This window comes from Variovorax sp. P1_H2, assembly GCF_056405295.1.
The window spans coordinates 1-12,277 of sequence record NZ_JBFUCJ010000090.1 but is presented as its reverse complement, the minus strand read 5'-3'; the positions used below and the strand labels follow the sequence as shown (position 1 = coordinate 12,277).

At 68.5% G+C, this 12,277-nt stretch carries 15 protein-coding genes; 5 read left to right on the top strand and 10 right to left on the bottom strand.

The annotated features are described in order from the left end of the window. Positions 1-39 precede the first annotated feature (39 nt). From AC1D2E_RS25385 to AC1D2E_RS25375, 3 genes are all read right to left on the bottom strand, one after another. On the bottom strand, positions 40-1,026 hold the full coding sequence (locus AC1D2E_RS25385) for an NAD(P)H-dependent flavin oxidoreductase (RefSeq protein ID WP_478199965.1): 987 nt from the start codon (positions 1,024-1,026) through the stop codon (positions 40-42). A 64-nt stretch (positions 1,027-1,090) separates the two neighbouring features. Beyond that, positions 1,091-1,831, bottom strand: a complete 741-nt coding sequence (locus AC1D2E_RS25380) for an SDR family oxidoreductase (RefSeq protein WP_478199964.1) — start codon at positions 1,829-1,831, stop codon at positions 1,091-1,093. 99 nt (positions 1,832-1,930) lie between these two features. Beyond that, positions 1,931-2,527, bottom strand: a complete 597-nt coding sequence (locus AC1D2E_RS25375; protein ID WP_478199963.1) for a TetR/AcrR family transcriptional regulator — start codon at positions 2,525-2,527, stop codon at positions 1,931-1,933. Between the two features lie 89 nt (positions 2,528-2,616). Between AC1D2E_RS25375 and AC1D2E_RS25370 the strand changes: the two genes are divergently transcribed. From AC1D2E_RS25370 to AC1D2E_RS25360, 3 genes are read left to right on the top strand one after another with little or no spacing between them, the layout of a single operon-like run. Next, entirely contained in the window at positions 2,617-3,210 is a 594-nt protein-coding gene (locus AC1D2E_RS25370; RefSeq protein ID WP_478199962.1) for a 2-hydroxychromene-2-carboxylate isomerase, read from the top strand. Positions 3,211-3,241: 31 nt separating this feature from the next. Continuing rightward, positions 3,242-4,858, top strand: coding sequence for an AMP-binding protein (locus AC1D2E_RS25365; protein WP_478199961.1), 1,617 nt, complete (start codon positions 3,242-3,244; stop codon positions 4,856-4,858). Next, the gene (locus AC1D2E_RS25360) at positions 4,855-6,639 is read left to right on the top strand and encodes an acyl-CoA dehydrogenase (RefSeq protein ID WP_478199960.1); all 1,785 of its coding nucleotides are present in this window, start codon (positions 4,855-4,857) and stop codon (positions 6,637-6,639) included. The genes AC1D2E_RS25365 and AC1D2E_RS25360 overlap by 4 nt, the downstream gene beginning before the upstream one ends. 16 nt (positions 6,640-6,655) lie before the next feature. Here AC1D2E_RS25360 and trhA read toward each other — a convergent pair whose 3' ends face one another. Genes trhA through AC1D2E_RS25345 form a run of 3 tightly spaced genes read right to left on the bottom strand, consistent with a single transcriptional unit; the run spans position 6,656 to position 8,686 of the window. Next, complete coding sequence (trhA, locus tag AC1D2E_RS25355) at positions 6,656-7,303, bottom strand: PAQR family membrane homeostasis protein TrhA (protein WP_478199959.1); 648 nt, start codon at positions 7,301-7,303, stop codon at positions 6,656-6,658. A gap of 10 nt (positions 7,304-7,313) precedes the next feature. Beyond that, the gene (locus AC1D2E_RS25350; RefSeq protein ID WP_478199958.1) at positions 7,314-8,225 is read right to left on the bottom strand and encodes an SPFH domain-containing protein; all 912 of its coding nucleotides are present in this window, start codon (positions 8,223-8,225) and stop codon (positions 7,314-7,316) included. A 44-nt stretch (positions 8,226-8,269) separates the two neighbouring features. Then, entirely contained in the window at positions 8,270-8,686 is a 417-nt protein-coding gene (locus tag AC1D2E_RS25345) for an NfeD family protein (RefSeq protein ID WP_478199957.1), read from the bottom strand. Between the two features lie 160 nt (positions 8,687-8,846). Between AC1D2E_RS25345 and AC1D2E_RS25340 the strand changes: the two genes are divergently transcribed. After that, entirely contained in the window at positions 8,847-9,323 is a 477-nt protein-coding gene (locus tag AC1D2E_RS25340) for an HU family DNA-binding protein (RefSeq protein WP_478199956.1), read from the top strand. A gap of 72 nt (positions 9,324-9,395) precedes the next feature. On the opposite strand, the gene AC1D2E_RS25335 is transcribed toward AC1D2E_RS25340, so the two are convergent. The 4 genes from AC1D2E_RS25335 to ureE all read right to left on the bottom strand — a co-directional run bounded on the left by AC1D2E_RS25335 (position 9,396) and on the right by ureE (position 11,851). After that, positions 9,396-9,653: a hypothetical protein gene (locus AC1D2E_RS25335; RefSeq protein ID WP_478172889.1), complete on the bottom strand. Its 258-nt coding sequence runs from the start codon at positions 9,651-9,653 to the stop codon at positions 9,396-9,398. 230 nt (positions 9,654-9,883) lie between these two features. Beyond that, complete coding sequence (ureG, locus tag AC1D2E_RS25330; RefSeq protein ID WP_478199955.1) at positions 9,884-10,534, bottom strand: urease accessory protein UreG; 651 nt, start codon at positions 10,532-10,534, stop codon at positions 9,884-9,886. A gap of 37 nt (positions 10,535-10,571) precedes the next feature. After that, the gene (locus tag AC1D2E_RS25325; protein WP_478199954.1) at positions 10,572-11,261 is read right to left on the bottom strand and encodes an urease accessory protein UreF; all 690 of its coding nucleotides are present in this window, start codon (positions 11,259-11,261) and stop codon (positions 10,572-10,574) included. Further along, entirely contained in the window at positions 11,261-11,851 is a 591-nt protein-coding gene (gene ureE, locus AC1D2E_RS25320) for an urease accessory protein UreE (RefSeq protein WP_478199953.1), read from the bottom strand. The genes AC1D2E_RS25325 and ureE overlap by 1 nt, the downstream gene beginning before the upstream one ends. A gap of 72 nt (positions 11,852-11,923) precedes the next feature. Here ureE and AC1D2E_RS25315 point away from each other — a divergent pair, with 72 nt between their 5' ends. Further along, positions 11,924-12,151 (top strand): AbrB/MazE/SpoVT family DNA-binding domain-containing protein, encoded by a 228-nt coding sequence (locus tag AC1D2E_RS25315; protein ID WP_478199952.1) that lies wholly within the window; start codon positions 11,924-11,926, stop codon positions 12,149-12,151. The last annotated feature ends 126 nt before the right edge of the window (positions 12,152-12,277 follow it).

Genomic DNA, 12,277 nt, shown 5'->3' with positions numbered 1-12,277 from the left:
CTTGCGTGCGGTCCGGGCCTCGTGCCATGTGCGCGCGGATCAGGCCGGCTGCGCTTCCAGCATCCCGGCCAGCCGTGCGCTGATCAGGCCATGCGCCTGGTCCATGATGCGGTCGATCAGCTGCCTGACCGTCGGCACGTCATGGATCAGCCCGGCGACCATGCCGCAGCTCCAGGCGCCGGCGTCCATCTCGCCTTCGATCATCACGCGCGGATAGACCCCGGCGACCTGGTCGTAGACGTCGCCGATCTGCAGCGCCGCGCCCTTCTCGCGCTCGATCTCGAGGATGCGCTCGACGCCGGCGTTGTTCAGCACCCGCTCGGTGTTGCGCAGCGAACGCATGATCAGCCGCGTGTCGAGCTCGCTGGCGGCCACGATCGCCTGCTTGACGTTGTCGTGCACCGGCGCTTCCTGGGTCGCGATGAAGCGCGTGCCCATGTTCATGCCGTCGGCGCCGAGCGCCAATGCCGCCACCAGACTGCGGCCATCGGCCATGCCGCCCGAGGCGACGAAGGGGATGCGCAGTTCTTCGGCGGCGCGCGGCAGCAGGACCATGTTGGGCAGGTCGTCCTCGCCCGGATGGCCGCCGCACTCGAAGCCGTCGACGCTGACCGCGTCGCAGCCGATCGCCTCGGCCTTGAGCGCATGCCGCACCGAGGTGCACTTGTGGATCACCTTGATGCCGGCCGCCTTGAGCGCCGGCATGTAGGCCTCGGGGCTGCGGCCGGCGGTCTCGACCACGCGGATGCCGCCTTCGGCGATTGCGGCGATGTACTCGGGGTAGGGCGGTGCCGAGAAGGTCGGCAGGAAGGTCAGGTTGACGCCGAAAGGCTTGTCGGTCATCTCGTGGCAGCGGGCGATCTCCTTGGCCAGCAGCTCGGGCGTCTTCTGCGTCAGCCCGGTGATGAGGCCGAGCCCGCCGGCGTTCGACACCGCCGCGGCCAGCTCGGCGAAGCCGACGTAGTGCATGCCGCCCTGGATGATGGGATGCTGGATGTTGAAAAGCTCGGTGATGCGTGTCTTCATGGTTCTGAAGGAAGAATGAGGAGGAAGGTCAAGAGAAGCAGCGTTGGCTGGGAAGGGCGGCGGCCTACCAGCGCTCCATGTAGGGCCGCAGGTCGAGCTCGAAGGTCCAGGCGTCGCGCGGCTGCGTGTGCAGGTGCCAGTAGTTGTCGGCGATGTGCTCGGGCTTCAGGATGCCGTCCTGCTCCTTCAGCGCGTAGCGCTCGGGGAAGCTGGTGCGGATGAACTCGGTGTCGATCGCGCCGTCGACCACGACGTGCGCCACGTGGATGTTCTTCGGCCCGAGCTCGCGCGCCATGCTTTGCGCCAGTGCGCGCAGCGCATGCTTGGCGCCGGCGAAGGCCGCGAAGTTGGCGGCGCCGCGCAGGCCGGCCGTGGCGCCCGTGAAGAGGATCGTGCCGCGCCCGCGCGTCACCATGCGCTTGGCCACTTCGCGGCCGTTGAGGAAGCCGCCGAAACAGGCCATCTCCCAGATCTTGAAGTACTTGCGCGCCGTTTCCTCGAGGATGCTGCAGGGCACGTTGGCGCCGATGTTGAACACCATCACCTCGATCGGCCCGTGCTCGCGCTCGACCTGCTCGACCAGCGCGATCACGTCCTCTTCCTTGCGGGCGTCGCTGCTGTAGCCGAAGGCCTGGCCGCCGGCGGCGCGAATCGCTTCGACGGTGGGCTGCAGCTTGTCGGCCGAGCGCCGCGTGAGGCAGGCGATGTAGCCCTCCCTGGCGAAGCGGGCCGCGATGGCACCGCCCGTTGCATCGCCGGCGCCGATCACCAGCGCGACTTTTCCCTGACCTTGCGACTCCGCCATGACTGTCTCCTTCAATTGATGAATGGTCGTTTAACTAAACGAACGTTAGCCAAAGGGACGAGCGGTGTCAAGCGCGCGCTTGCGCGTCGACGATGCGCCTCAGGCTTTCTTGTGGCCCGGCGAGGTCGCGCACGGGTGCTCGAGCGCGTAGGCCTTGTCGATGAAGCGGCGGCTCGCGGCCAGCAGTTCCTTGCGCGTCTTTTCGCTCTCGACCGAGCGCGCCAGCACCACGGCGCCGACGCACTGGGCGATCAGGGCCCAGGCGCCGTCGGAGTCGCCGATGCGATCGCTCCAGTTCTTCTGCGTGCGCTTGAGGCTGGTCTCGACCGCGCGGCGCACCTCGGGGCCGGCGCGCGCGATCTCGGGGCCCAGCGCGGTCAGCGCGCAGCCCTTGTCGGGGTTGTCGACATGGAAGCTGCTGAGGTAGCCGCGCAGGCAGCGCGCCACGTGGTCGGCCGGCGAATCCTCGTTGCCGGCCAGCATGTCGGCGCTGTTGTCGACCTCTTCGCTGATCAGCGCCTCGAACAGCGCCTGCTTGGAGGGGAAGTGGCTGTAGAAGGCGCCGCCCGTCATGCCGATCGCGCCCATCAGCGCATCGACGCCGGTGGCTTCGAAGCCGCCGCGCTTGGCGATCGCCCGGCTGCTGGCCATCAGCTTGTCGCGGACTTCTTGTTTGTGGGTGCTGGAGTAGCGCATCGGAGGCCTCGGGGGGAACCCTTGTTGACAATCAAAAAACAATAACATAACTTCCGTTCAGTTAACGAACGTTTAATAAAGGACCGACGATGGGCAAGACCGTGGCGTTTTATTTCGATGTGGGCAGTCCGGCTTCGTACCTGGCATGGACGCAGCTGCCGCCCCTGTGCGAAGCGGCCGGCGCCGAGCTGGTCTACAAGCCGATGCTGCTGGGTGGCGTCTACCAGGCGACCGGCAACGCGTCGCCCGGTGCCATTCCGGCCAAGGGCCGCTACACGGTGCGCGACTACGAGCGCCATGCGCGCAAGTACGGCGTGCCCTTTGTCAACAATCCGCACTTTCCGATCATCACGCTGTTCCTGATGCGTGCCGTGACCGGGGTCCAGCTGCGCGAACCGCAGCGGCTGCAGGCGCTGCTGGCGGCCGTGTTCAAGGCGATGTGGATCGATGCGCTCGACCTCAACCAGCCGGCGCTGACCGCCAAGACGCTGCAGGACGCCGGCTTCGCGCCGGAGGCGATCCAGGCGCTGGCCGCCGACCCCGAGGTCAAGGCGGCCCTCAAGGCCACCACCGACGAAGCGGTGGCACGCGGCGTGTTCGGCGCGCCGACCACCTTCGTCGGCGACGAGATGTTCTTCGGCCAGGACCGCATGGACATGATCCGCGAAGAGCTCGCGCGCTGAGCCCCGCCCACCACGAACCAAAGGAGACGACATGGAAACCAGACGCTGGCACGCGGCCTACCCGCCCGGGATGGGCACCGACATCGAGCTGCCGCCGGGCGAGACCCTGGCGGCGATGCTCGACCGGTCGATCGACGCCTTTGCCGATCGCACCGCGGTGACGGCGGGCGCCGAATCGCTGAGCTATGCGCAGCTCGGCCGCCTGGCGCACCGGCTCGCGGCGCACTTCCATGCGGCCGGCCTGCGCCAGGGCGACCGCGTGGCGCTGATGATGCCCAACGGCCTGGCCTTCCCGATCGCCATGACCGCGATCCTGCGCAGCGGCATGGTGGGCGTGCCCGTGAATCCGCTCTACACGCCGCGCGAGCTGGCCCACCAGCTGGCCGATGCGGGGGTGCGCTGCATCGTGCTCGCCGAGCCGCTGCGCGAAGCGCTCGAAGGCGTGATCCTCGAAGCCGGCGTCGAGCAGATCCTCACCGCGCCGGTCGCGGGCTTGCTGGCCGCGATCGCGGCGCAGCCGGATGCCGTGTCCGAACGGCAGCAGGTCATGCCGATCGCCGAGGCCATGGCCCGGTCCGGCGGGCTGCCGCTGCCGTCCGTGCAGATCGCACCGGCCGACCCGGCCTTCCTGCAGTACACCGGCGGCACCACCGGCCTGTCGAAGGGCGCGGTGCTGACGCATCGCAGCGTCGGTGCCGGCGTGCTGCAGTCGCTCAGCTGGATGCGGCTCGCGGTCGACACCCGCGAATGGTCGGTGGTGGCGCCGCTGCCGCTCTATCACATCTATCCGCTGCAGGTGTCGCTGATCACCTTCCAGCTCGGCGGCGTGATGCGGCTGGTCGCGAATCCGCGCGATCCGGGCGCGGTGATCGCGGAGATGAAGCGCGCCCCGTTCCTGGTCTTCATCGGCGTCAACACGCTGTTCAACGCGCTGGTGAATGCGCCCGAGCTGCCCGGCGTCGACTTCAGCGGCACCGGCCTGGTGATCGGCGCCGGCGCGTCGATCCAGCAGGCGGTGTCGCAACGCTGGCACGCGGCCGGCGGTCCGCCGATCACCGAAGCCTACGGACTCACCGAGACCTCGCCCTCGGCGACCTTCAATCCGCCCGGGCGCAACGGCTCGATCGGCATCCCGGTGCCGTCGACCGATGCGCGGGTGGTCGACGACGACGGCCGGCCGGTGGCCGACGGCACGCCGGGCGAACTGCTGCTGAAGGGGCCGCAGCTCTTCGCCGGCTACTGGAAGCGCGAGGAGGACAGCCGCAAGGCGCTGACCGAGGACGGCTTCTTCCGCACCGGCGACGTGGTGGTGGCCGACGCCAGCGGCGCCATGACCATCGTCGACCGCAAGAAGGACATGATCCTGGTGTCGGGCTTCAACGTCTACCCGAACGAGATCGAGGCGGTGGTCGCGCTGCACGACGGCGTGCTCGAATGCGCCTGCATCGGCCAGCCCGACGCGCGCTCGGGCGAGGCGCCGCATCTCTTCGTGGTGCGGCGCAACGACGCGCTGAGCGCCGAGGAGATCGAGGCGCATTGCCGCGCCAACCTGGCCGGCTACAAGGTCCCGCGGCAGATCAGTTTCCTGCAGGCGCTGCCGAAATCGACGGTCGGCAAGATCCTGCGTCGCGAGCTGCGCCCGTCATGAGCGGATACGGCTACACCGCCCCGCTGCGCGATCTGCGCTTCGTGCTGCACGAGTTGCTCGACGTCTGCGCCACCGTGCCCGGCGCCGGCGCCGAGACGCTCGACCGCGACACGCTCGACCAGATCCTCGAAGCCGCCGGCACTTTCGCCGCCGAGGTCATCGCGCCGCTCAACGGCAGCGGCGACCGCGAGGGCTGCCGCATGCCGGCCCCGGGCGTGGTCCGCACGCCGGCGGGATTCCGCGAGGCCTACGACCGCTTCTGCGCCGGCGGCTGGACTGCGCTGGCCTGCGATCCCGCACACGGCGGGCAGGGCATGCCCTCGGTGCTCGACAACGCGATCTACGAGATCTTCTGCGGCGCCAACATGGGCTGGGCGGCCTATCCCGGCATGTCGCACGCCGCGTACACCTGCCTGGCGACCAACGGCGATGCGGCGCAGCAGGCGCTGTACCTGCCGCGCCTCGCTGCGGGCGAATGGGCCGGCACCATGTGCCTGACCGAGCCGCACGCCGGCACCGACCTGGGCCTGCTGCGCACCCGCGCCCAGCCGCGGGCGGACGGCAGCTACGCCGTCACCGGCAGCAAGATCTTCATCTCGGGCGGCGAGCAGGACCTGACCGGGAACATCGTCCACCTGGTGCTGGCGCGGCTGCCCGATGCGCCGCCGGGCGTGAAGGGCATTTCGCTGTTCATCGTGCCCAAGTTCCTGCCGACGGCGGCGGGCGGCGTCGGCGAGCGCAACGCCCTGGCCTGCGGCTCGATCGAGCACAAGATGGGCATCCACGGCAATGCCACCTGCACGATGAACTTCGACGCCGCCACCGGCTGGCTGCTCGGCGAGGCCAACCGCGGCCTGGCGGCGATGTTCGTGATGATGAACCACGCGCGCATCGTGGTGGGCGTCAACGCGATCGGGCTGATGGAGGCGGCCTACCAGAAGGCGCTGAGCTATGCCCGGGACCGCACCCAGGGGAGGGCGCCGGCGATGGCCGCACGCAGCGGCCCGGCAGATCCCATCCTCGCGCACGCCGACGTCCGCCGCATGCTGCTGACCCAGAAGGCGTATGTAGAAGGCGCACGCGCCTTCGCGCTGTGGGCCTCGCAGCTGGCCGATCTCCAGCATCGCGGCGCGGACCCGAAGGAGTGCGAGCGAGCGGCGATGCTGCTGGCGCTGGCGACACCGATCGTCAAGGCCTTCTCGAGCGAGCTCGCGGTCGAATCCACCAGCATGGCGATGCAGGTCTTCGGTGGCCATGGCTTCATCACCGACAACGGCGTCGAGCAGCATCTGCGCGATGCCCGGATCATCCCGCTGTACGAAGGCGCCAACGGCATCCAGGCGATGGACCTGCTGGGACGCAAGGTGCTGGCCGATGGGGGTGCAGGGCTCGGCCTGTTCCTCGACGCGGTCGAGCAGTTCGCGCAGGCGCAGGACGATGGCCTGCGCGAGTTCGCCGAGCCCTTGAGCGACGTGGTGGCACTGGCGCGGCGCGCGGCGCGCGATCAGGTCGAGCGCGCGGCCACGGACGCCCACGCGGCCGGCGCCGCGGCCGTGCCCTTCCTGCGCCTGATGGGCCACGTGGCACTGGCCTGGATGTGGGCGCGCATGGCGGCCGCCGCGCTGCCGCGCCAGTCGCCTGACGGCGATCCGATCTACCACGCCAAGCTGGCGACCGCGCGCTTCTATTTCGGGCGGTTGCTGCCCGAGACGCAATCGCTGGCTGTGGTGCTCGGCGCGGATGCGTCGGCGTGGACGAGCGGCGAACTCGACTGGCTTTGAGTCGAGGTGGCCGGCCCTACCCGTGCGCGTGCCACAGCGCCGCAAAGAAGTGGCAGGCGCTCCCCGCCAGCACGAACAGGTGCCAGACGAAGTGCGCGAAGCGCACCTTGTTGTCGAACAGGAAGACCACGGCGCCGGCCGTGTAGGCGAGGCCTCCGGCCACCAGCCAGCCGAGGCCGGCCGCCGACATGCGCTCGTACAGGGGCACTGCGGCCGCCACCGCCATCCAGCCCATCGCGACGTACAGGCCGGTCGACCACCAGGGGTGCCGCAGGCGGTTGAAGAGCTTCGCGCCGACGCCCAGCACCGCGGCGCACCAGACGGCGCCGAACAGCGCCCAGCCGGCCGGCCCCCGCAGCACGCCGAGCAGGAAGGGCATGTAGCTGCCGGCGATGAACAGGTAGATGGCCGCATGGTCCAGCCGGTTGAACCAGGCCTTGGCCCGGCCGAGCGGCAGCGCGTGGTACAGGGTCGACACCAGGTACAGCAGGATCATCGTCCCGGCGAAGAGACTGGCGCCGACCACCGCGGCGGCGCTGCGCTGCTGCGAGGCGCTGTACACCAGGATCGGCAGCGAGGCGACGGCCAGCAGCAGGCCCAGGCCGTGGCTCAGGGCGTTCATCACTTCTTCGGCAACCGTCTGGTCGCGATCGGCGGCAAGCATGTCGGCTCCCTCAGCTGGCGGGGCCCTTGACCATCGCCATCGCCGAGGTGATCAAGGTCGACACCTCGGTCATGTTGCTCGGCACGATCAGCGTGGTCTTCGATTTCTCGGCCACCTTGCCGTAGGCCTGAAGCGCCTCCTCGGCCACCTTGAGCTGCACCGCCGACGCGCCGCCGGGCTTCTGGATGGCTTCGGCGATGCGGGAGATGGCACCGGCGGTGGCTTCGGCCACGGCGCTGATCGCCGCCGCCTCGCCCTGCGCCTTGTTCACGACCGCCTGCTTCTCGCCCTCGGAGCGCGCGATGGCGGCTTCGCGCTCGCCGGTCGCGATGTTGATCTGCTCCTGGCGGCGCCCCTCGGAGGCGGCGATCAGGGCGCGCTTCTCGCGCTCGGCGGTGATCTGCGACTGCATCGCGTGCAGGATCTCCTTCGGCGGCGTCAGGTCCTTGATCTCGTAGCGCAGCACCTTCACGCCCCAGTTGAGCGCGGCCTCGTCGATCGCGGCCACCACCTGGGCGTTGATGATGTCGCGCTCTTCGAAGGTCTTGTCGAGTTCGAGCTTGCCGATCACGCTGCGCAGCGAGGTCTGGGCCAGCTGCGTGACGGCCACGATGTAGTTCGACGAGCCATAGCTGGCGCGCATCGGGTCGGTGACCTGGAAGTAGAGGATGCCGTCGACCGTGAGCTGCGTGTTGTCGCGCGTGATGCAGATCTGGCTCGGGACGTCGAGCGGCACTTCCTTGAGGCTGTGGCGATAGGCGACGCGGTCGATGAAAGGCACCAGGAAGTTGGCGCCGGGCAGCAGCGTGGCGTGGTACTTGCCCATGCGCTCGACCACCCACGCGTGCTGCTGGGGGACGAACTTGACGGCGCGCGCCACGAACAGGATCGCGACGACGAGGAGAACGAGCGGGATTTCCATGAGGGCTTTCAGCTTTCAGTAGGGAGTGGCGTCCGGGCGGCGCATCAGCCGATGAATTCGACGATGAGGAAGTTGCCCCGGACGTCGACGATGCGATGCAGGCCGGGCGCCGTCGGGCCGTCGGCCGCCGGCTTCACCTGCCAGGTGGCGCCGCGATAGCGGACCTCGGCCGTGCGGCCCGGTCCCCAGGCGGGGACGTTGACCTGCTCGCCGACGTCGATCTGCATGTCGGACAGGCGCGCCTTCGGGCGGCGCGAAGAGCGCAGGTACCAGCCGCCGACGAAGGCCACGCAGGCCACGGCGGCGCAGACGATCTGCACCGGCATGGCGGCGCCGAGGTGCGCGGCCAGCGCGCCGACCGCGAAGCCGATCGCCACCAGCAGGGCGTAGATGGTGCCGGTGACGAGCTCGAGTGCCACCAGCGCGAAGGTCATCAACCACCAGGCGGTGGGTGCTGTCATGTCTATCCTTTCACAGCGCGAGAGCGAAGTGCTGCGAGGATAGCCCGTCGTTCGCTTTCCGCCTGCCGGCCAAGGACATGCGGCGCGCGGGCGAGACGCTTCCGGAAGCGATCTCGGCTCGTTCACGGCGCTGCGTCGTGGGTCGCGTGCCGCCAGGCCCATGCGCGGCTGCGCTACACTCCGCGCCGCTTGCAGCTTGCGTCGCAGGCTGCGCCGCCATCGGCAACATGGCGAAAAAACCATCCATAGGAAATTTGAAGTGAACCGTATCGAACTGGTCGAGAAGATCGCCACCACGCACAACGTCAGCAAGGCCGAAGCCGCACGCATCCTGGAAACCGTCACCGGCTCCATCGTCGCTGCAGTGAAGAAGGGCGACCCGGTCCAGCTGATCGGCTTCGGGACCTTCAAGCAAGTGGCACGCGCTGCCCGCACCGGCTTCAACCCGCAAGCTGGCGCAGCGATCAAGATCGCCGCCCAGAAGGTGCCGAAGTTCGTGCCGGGCGCAGCGTTCAAGGCCGCCGTCGACCCCAAGGCCGCCAAGCGCAAGGCCGACAAGGCTGCCGCGAAGCCGGTGGCCAAGAAGGCTGCACCGGCCAAGAAGGCCGCTGCACCCGCCAAGAAGGCACGCAAGTAATCTTGCCGCCCTCAGAAAAAACGGCCCCTCGGGGCCGTTTTTCTTTGTTGYCGCGCCCGATGCCGGCCCGGCCTAGAAATCCTCGCGGCCCAGACAGACCGCGCGGGTCGGGTTCTCGCGGTAGCGTGCGGTGGCCAGGGCGTCGATCGAGTCGGCGTTGCGTGCGTAGGCCTGCACCAGATCCGCGTCCCGACCCTCGGGCGCGTGGAAGCGGGCATGCAACGCCTCTTCGTCGATGCGCGCGATGATGCGGGCACCGTCGTAGCCGTCAGGGTAGATGGCGAACTGCACACTGCCGGTCGCCGGATGGAAGATCGCTTCAGAAGCCATGATGAGCGGACCGCCTGTAACTGATTGTGGCAGTATCGCCGCTCCATATGACAGCGCGATACAAGCCTGATGGCCTACGCCCGTAGCAAGATGCGGACCAATTTCACGGCGCTGTCACGAATTTGAAGCCGGGCGCTTGCCAGCCGCCTCCTGAACTTCCCGGCCGGCCGAGGGTCACGCCGCCTTTTTGCCTCGCGATTCCCTCCATGCCCCTTGCTGAAGCGCGAAGCTCAGGATTCGACGAGCATGCCGCGATCTTCGATGAACGACACCACCTCGGCCAGGCCGGTGCGGGTCTTGAGGTTGGTCATCACGAAGGGCCGCTGCTTGCGCATGCGCTTCGTGTCGGCCTCCATGACGGCCAGATCCGCACCGACATAGGGCGCGAGGTCGGTCTTGTTGATGACGAACAGGTCGCTCTTGGTGATGCCGGGGCCGCCCTTGCGCGGGATCTTCTCGCCGGCCGCGACGTCGATCACGTAGATCGTCAGGTCGGACAGCTCGGGGCTGAAGGTGGCCGCCAGGTTGTCGCCGCCGGATTCGACGAAGACCACGTCGGCGTCGGGGAACTGGGCCAGCATGCGGTCGATGGCCTCGAGGTTGATCGAGGCGTCCTCGCGGATCGCGGTGTGCGGGCAGCCGCCGGTTTCCACGCCCATGATGCGCTCGGCCGGCAGCGCGCCGGCGACCRTCAGCAGGCGCTGGTCTTCCTTGGTGTAGATGTCGTTGGTGATCGCGATCAGGTCGTACTTGTCGCGCATCGCCTTGCAGAGCATCTCGAGCAGCGTGGTCTTGCCGGAGCCGACCGGGCCGCCGATGCCGACCCGCAGCGGCGGCAGCTTCTTGGTGCGATGGGGGATGTGGTGGAGGGCGGAGGACATGGGTTATGCCTCGCGAGGTGCGTGGGGGTTCATGGTCTTAGCTTCTGAAGAGGCGCGAGTACTGGGTTTCGTGGCGGGCCGACAGCACGGCAAGCATCGGTGAGAAGGCCTGCCGCTCATCATCCGCCAGTGTGATCGCATGGTCGACGGCTGTGGGAATTTCCGCGGCGAGGCGGCCGAGAATGCGCTGGCCGGCGCTCTGGCCGAGGGGCACCGCCTTGACCGCGGCGCCGATCATGTTCTCGGCCCAGCCGAAGGCGAAGGCCAGGCAGGCATCGCGCGCGGGGGCCTCGGTGCGGCTGGCGGCGAAGGCGAAGGCGATCGGATAGCTCGCAGGCAGCKTTTCGAAAATGTTCGCGACGTCAGGGTGATGCAGCTTGAGCCATTCGACGAAGGAGCGGCCCATCTGCTCGGTCTGCAGCAGGAATTCGGCCGATTCGCGGGTCTGGAAGACCCAGTCGTTGAGCGCGCGGATGCGGGCTGTGTCCGCCTGCCGCCAGGCCGCCACCGCCTGCGCCACCACGGCGAGATCGGCGCGGGCCAGCGCCAGGTGCAGCTGGTCGGCCAGCCAGTCCGAGACGGCCTGCTCCGTCGCGATGCCGGCCCCGTCGATCGCCGCCTCGAGTCCTTCGGAGTACGAGAAGCCGCCCACCGGCAGCGCCGGCGAGGCCAGCCAGATCAGCTGCAGCAGGCTGCTGGCGGGCAGGGCGGCCTGCGCGTCGTTCATCAGTGGGAGTGGTCGTGGGCGTGGTCGTGACCGTGCGCGTCGTGCGCACGCGAGCCGGCATAGGCGTCCGGATGCAGCACCGGGCCGACCGGGGCGGCGCCATGCGAATGAGACCCGTGACCCTGGCCGCCGCCGTGCGCGCCGTAGGCGCCGCCCTCGGGCTCGAAGGCTTCCTTGGCCTCGCGCACGATCAGGTGCATCGCGCGCAGCATGYCSGCCAGCACGTGGTCGGGCTCGATCTTCAGGTGGTCGGGCTTGAGTTCGATCGGCACGTGCCGGTTGCCGAGGTGGTAGGCGGCGCGCGTTAGGTCGAAGGGCGTGCCGTGCTCGCTGCAGTGCGTGATGACCAGCACCGGCTGCGGCGCGGCAATGACCTTGATCAGCGAGCCGTCCTCGGCCACCAGCACGTCGCCGCCGCGCACGGCGGTGCCGCGCGGCAGGAACACGCCGATCTGGCGGCCTTGCGAGTCGGTGGTGTCGAATCGGCTCTTCTGGCGCACGTCCCAGTCGAGTTCGACCGTGGCGGCGCGCTTGAGCAGAACGGCCGCGAGGCCGCCGCCCTGGGGCATGAGTTTGTTGGCGGTGAGCATCTGGTCTTGCGGTGCTTGATGGCGAAGCGCTAATATAACGCTTGTTATAACTCCGAATCAATGGAGCACTTGATGTCCGCGCTCAAACTCACCCAGATCGGCAATTCGGTGGGAGTCATTCTGCCCAAGGAAATACTGGCGAAGATGAATCTGGAAAAAGGTGACACGGTCTACTTGACGGRAGCTGCGAACGGCGGGTTCAAGCTCTCGCCGTATGACGATGAGTTCGAACGCCAAATGGAAGCCGCGCGCCGGATCATGAAGAAGCGGCGCAATGTTCTGCGCGAACTCGCCAAGTGAAAGCCGCCAACCAGCGATGGGTCTGGCTCAGCGTCGACATGATCCATGCCGCACATGAGGAGCAACTGGTCGAGCATGGAGGCCCCGGCGGCGTACGCGACGAGGGATTGCTCGCTTCTGCGTCGT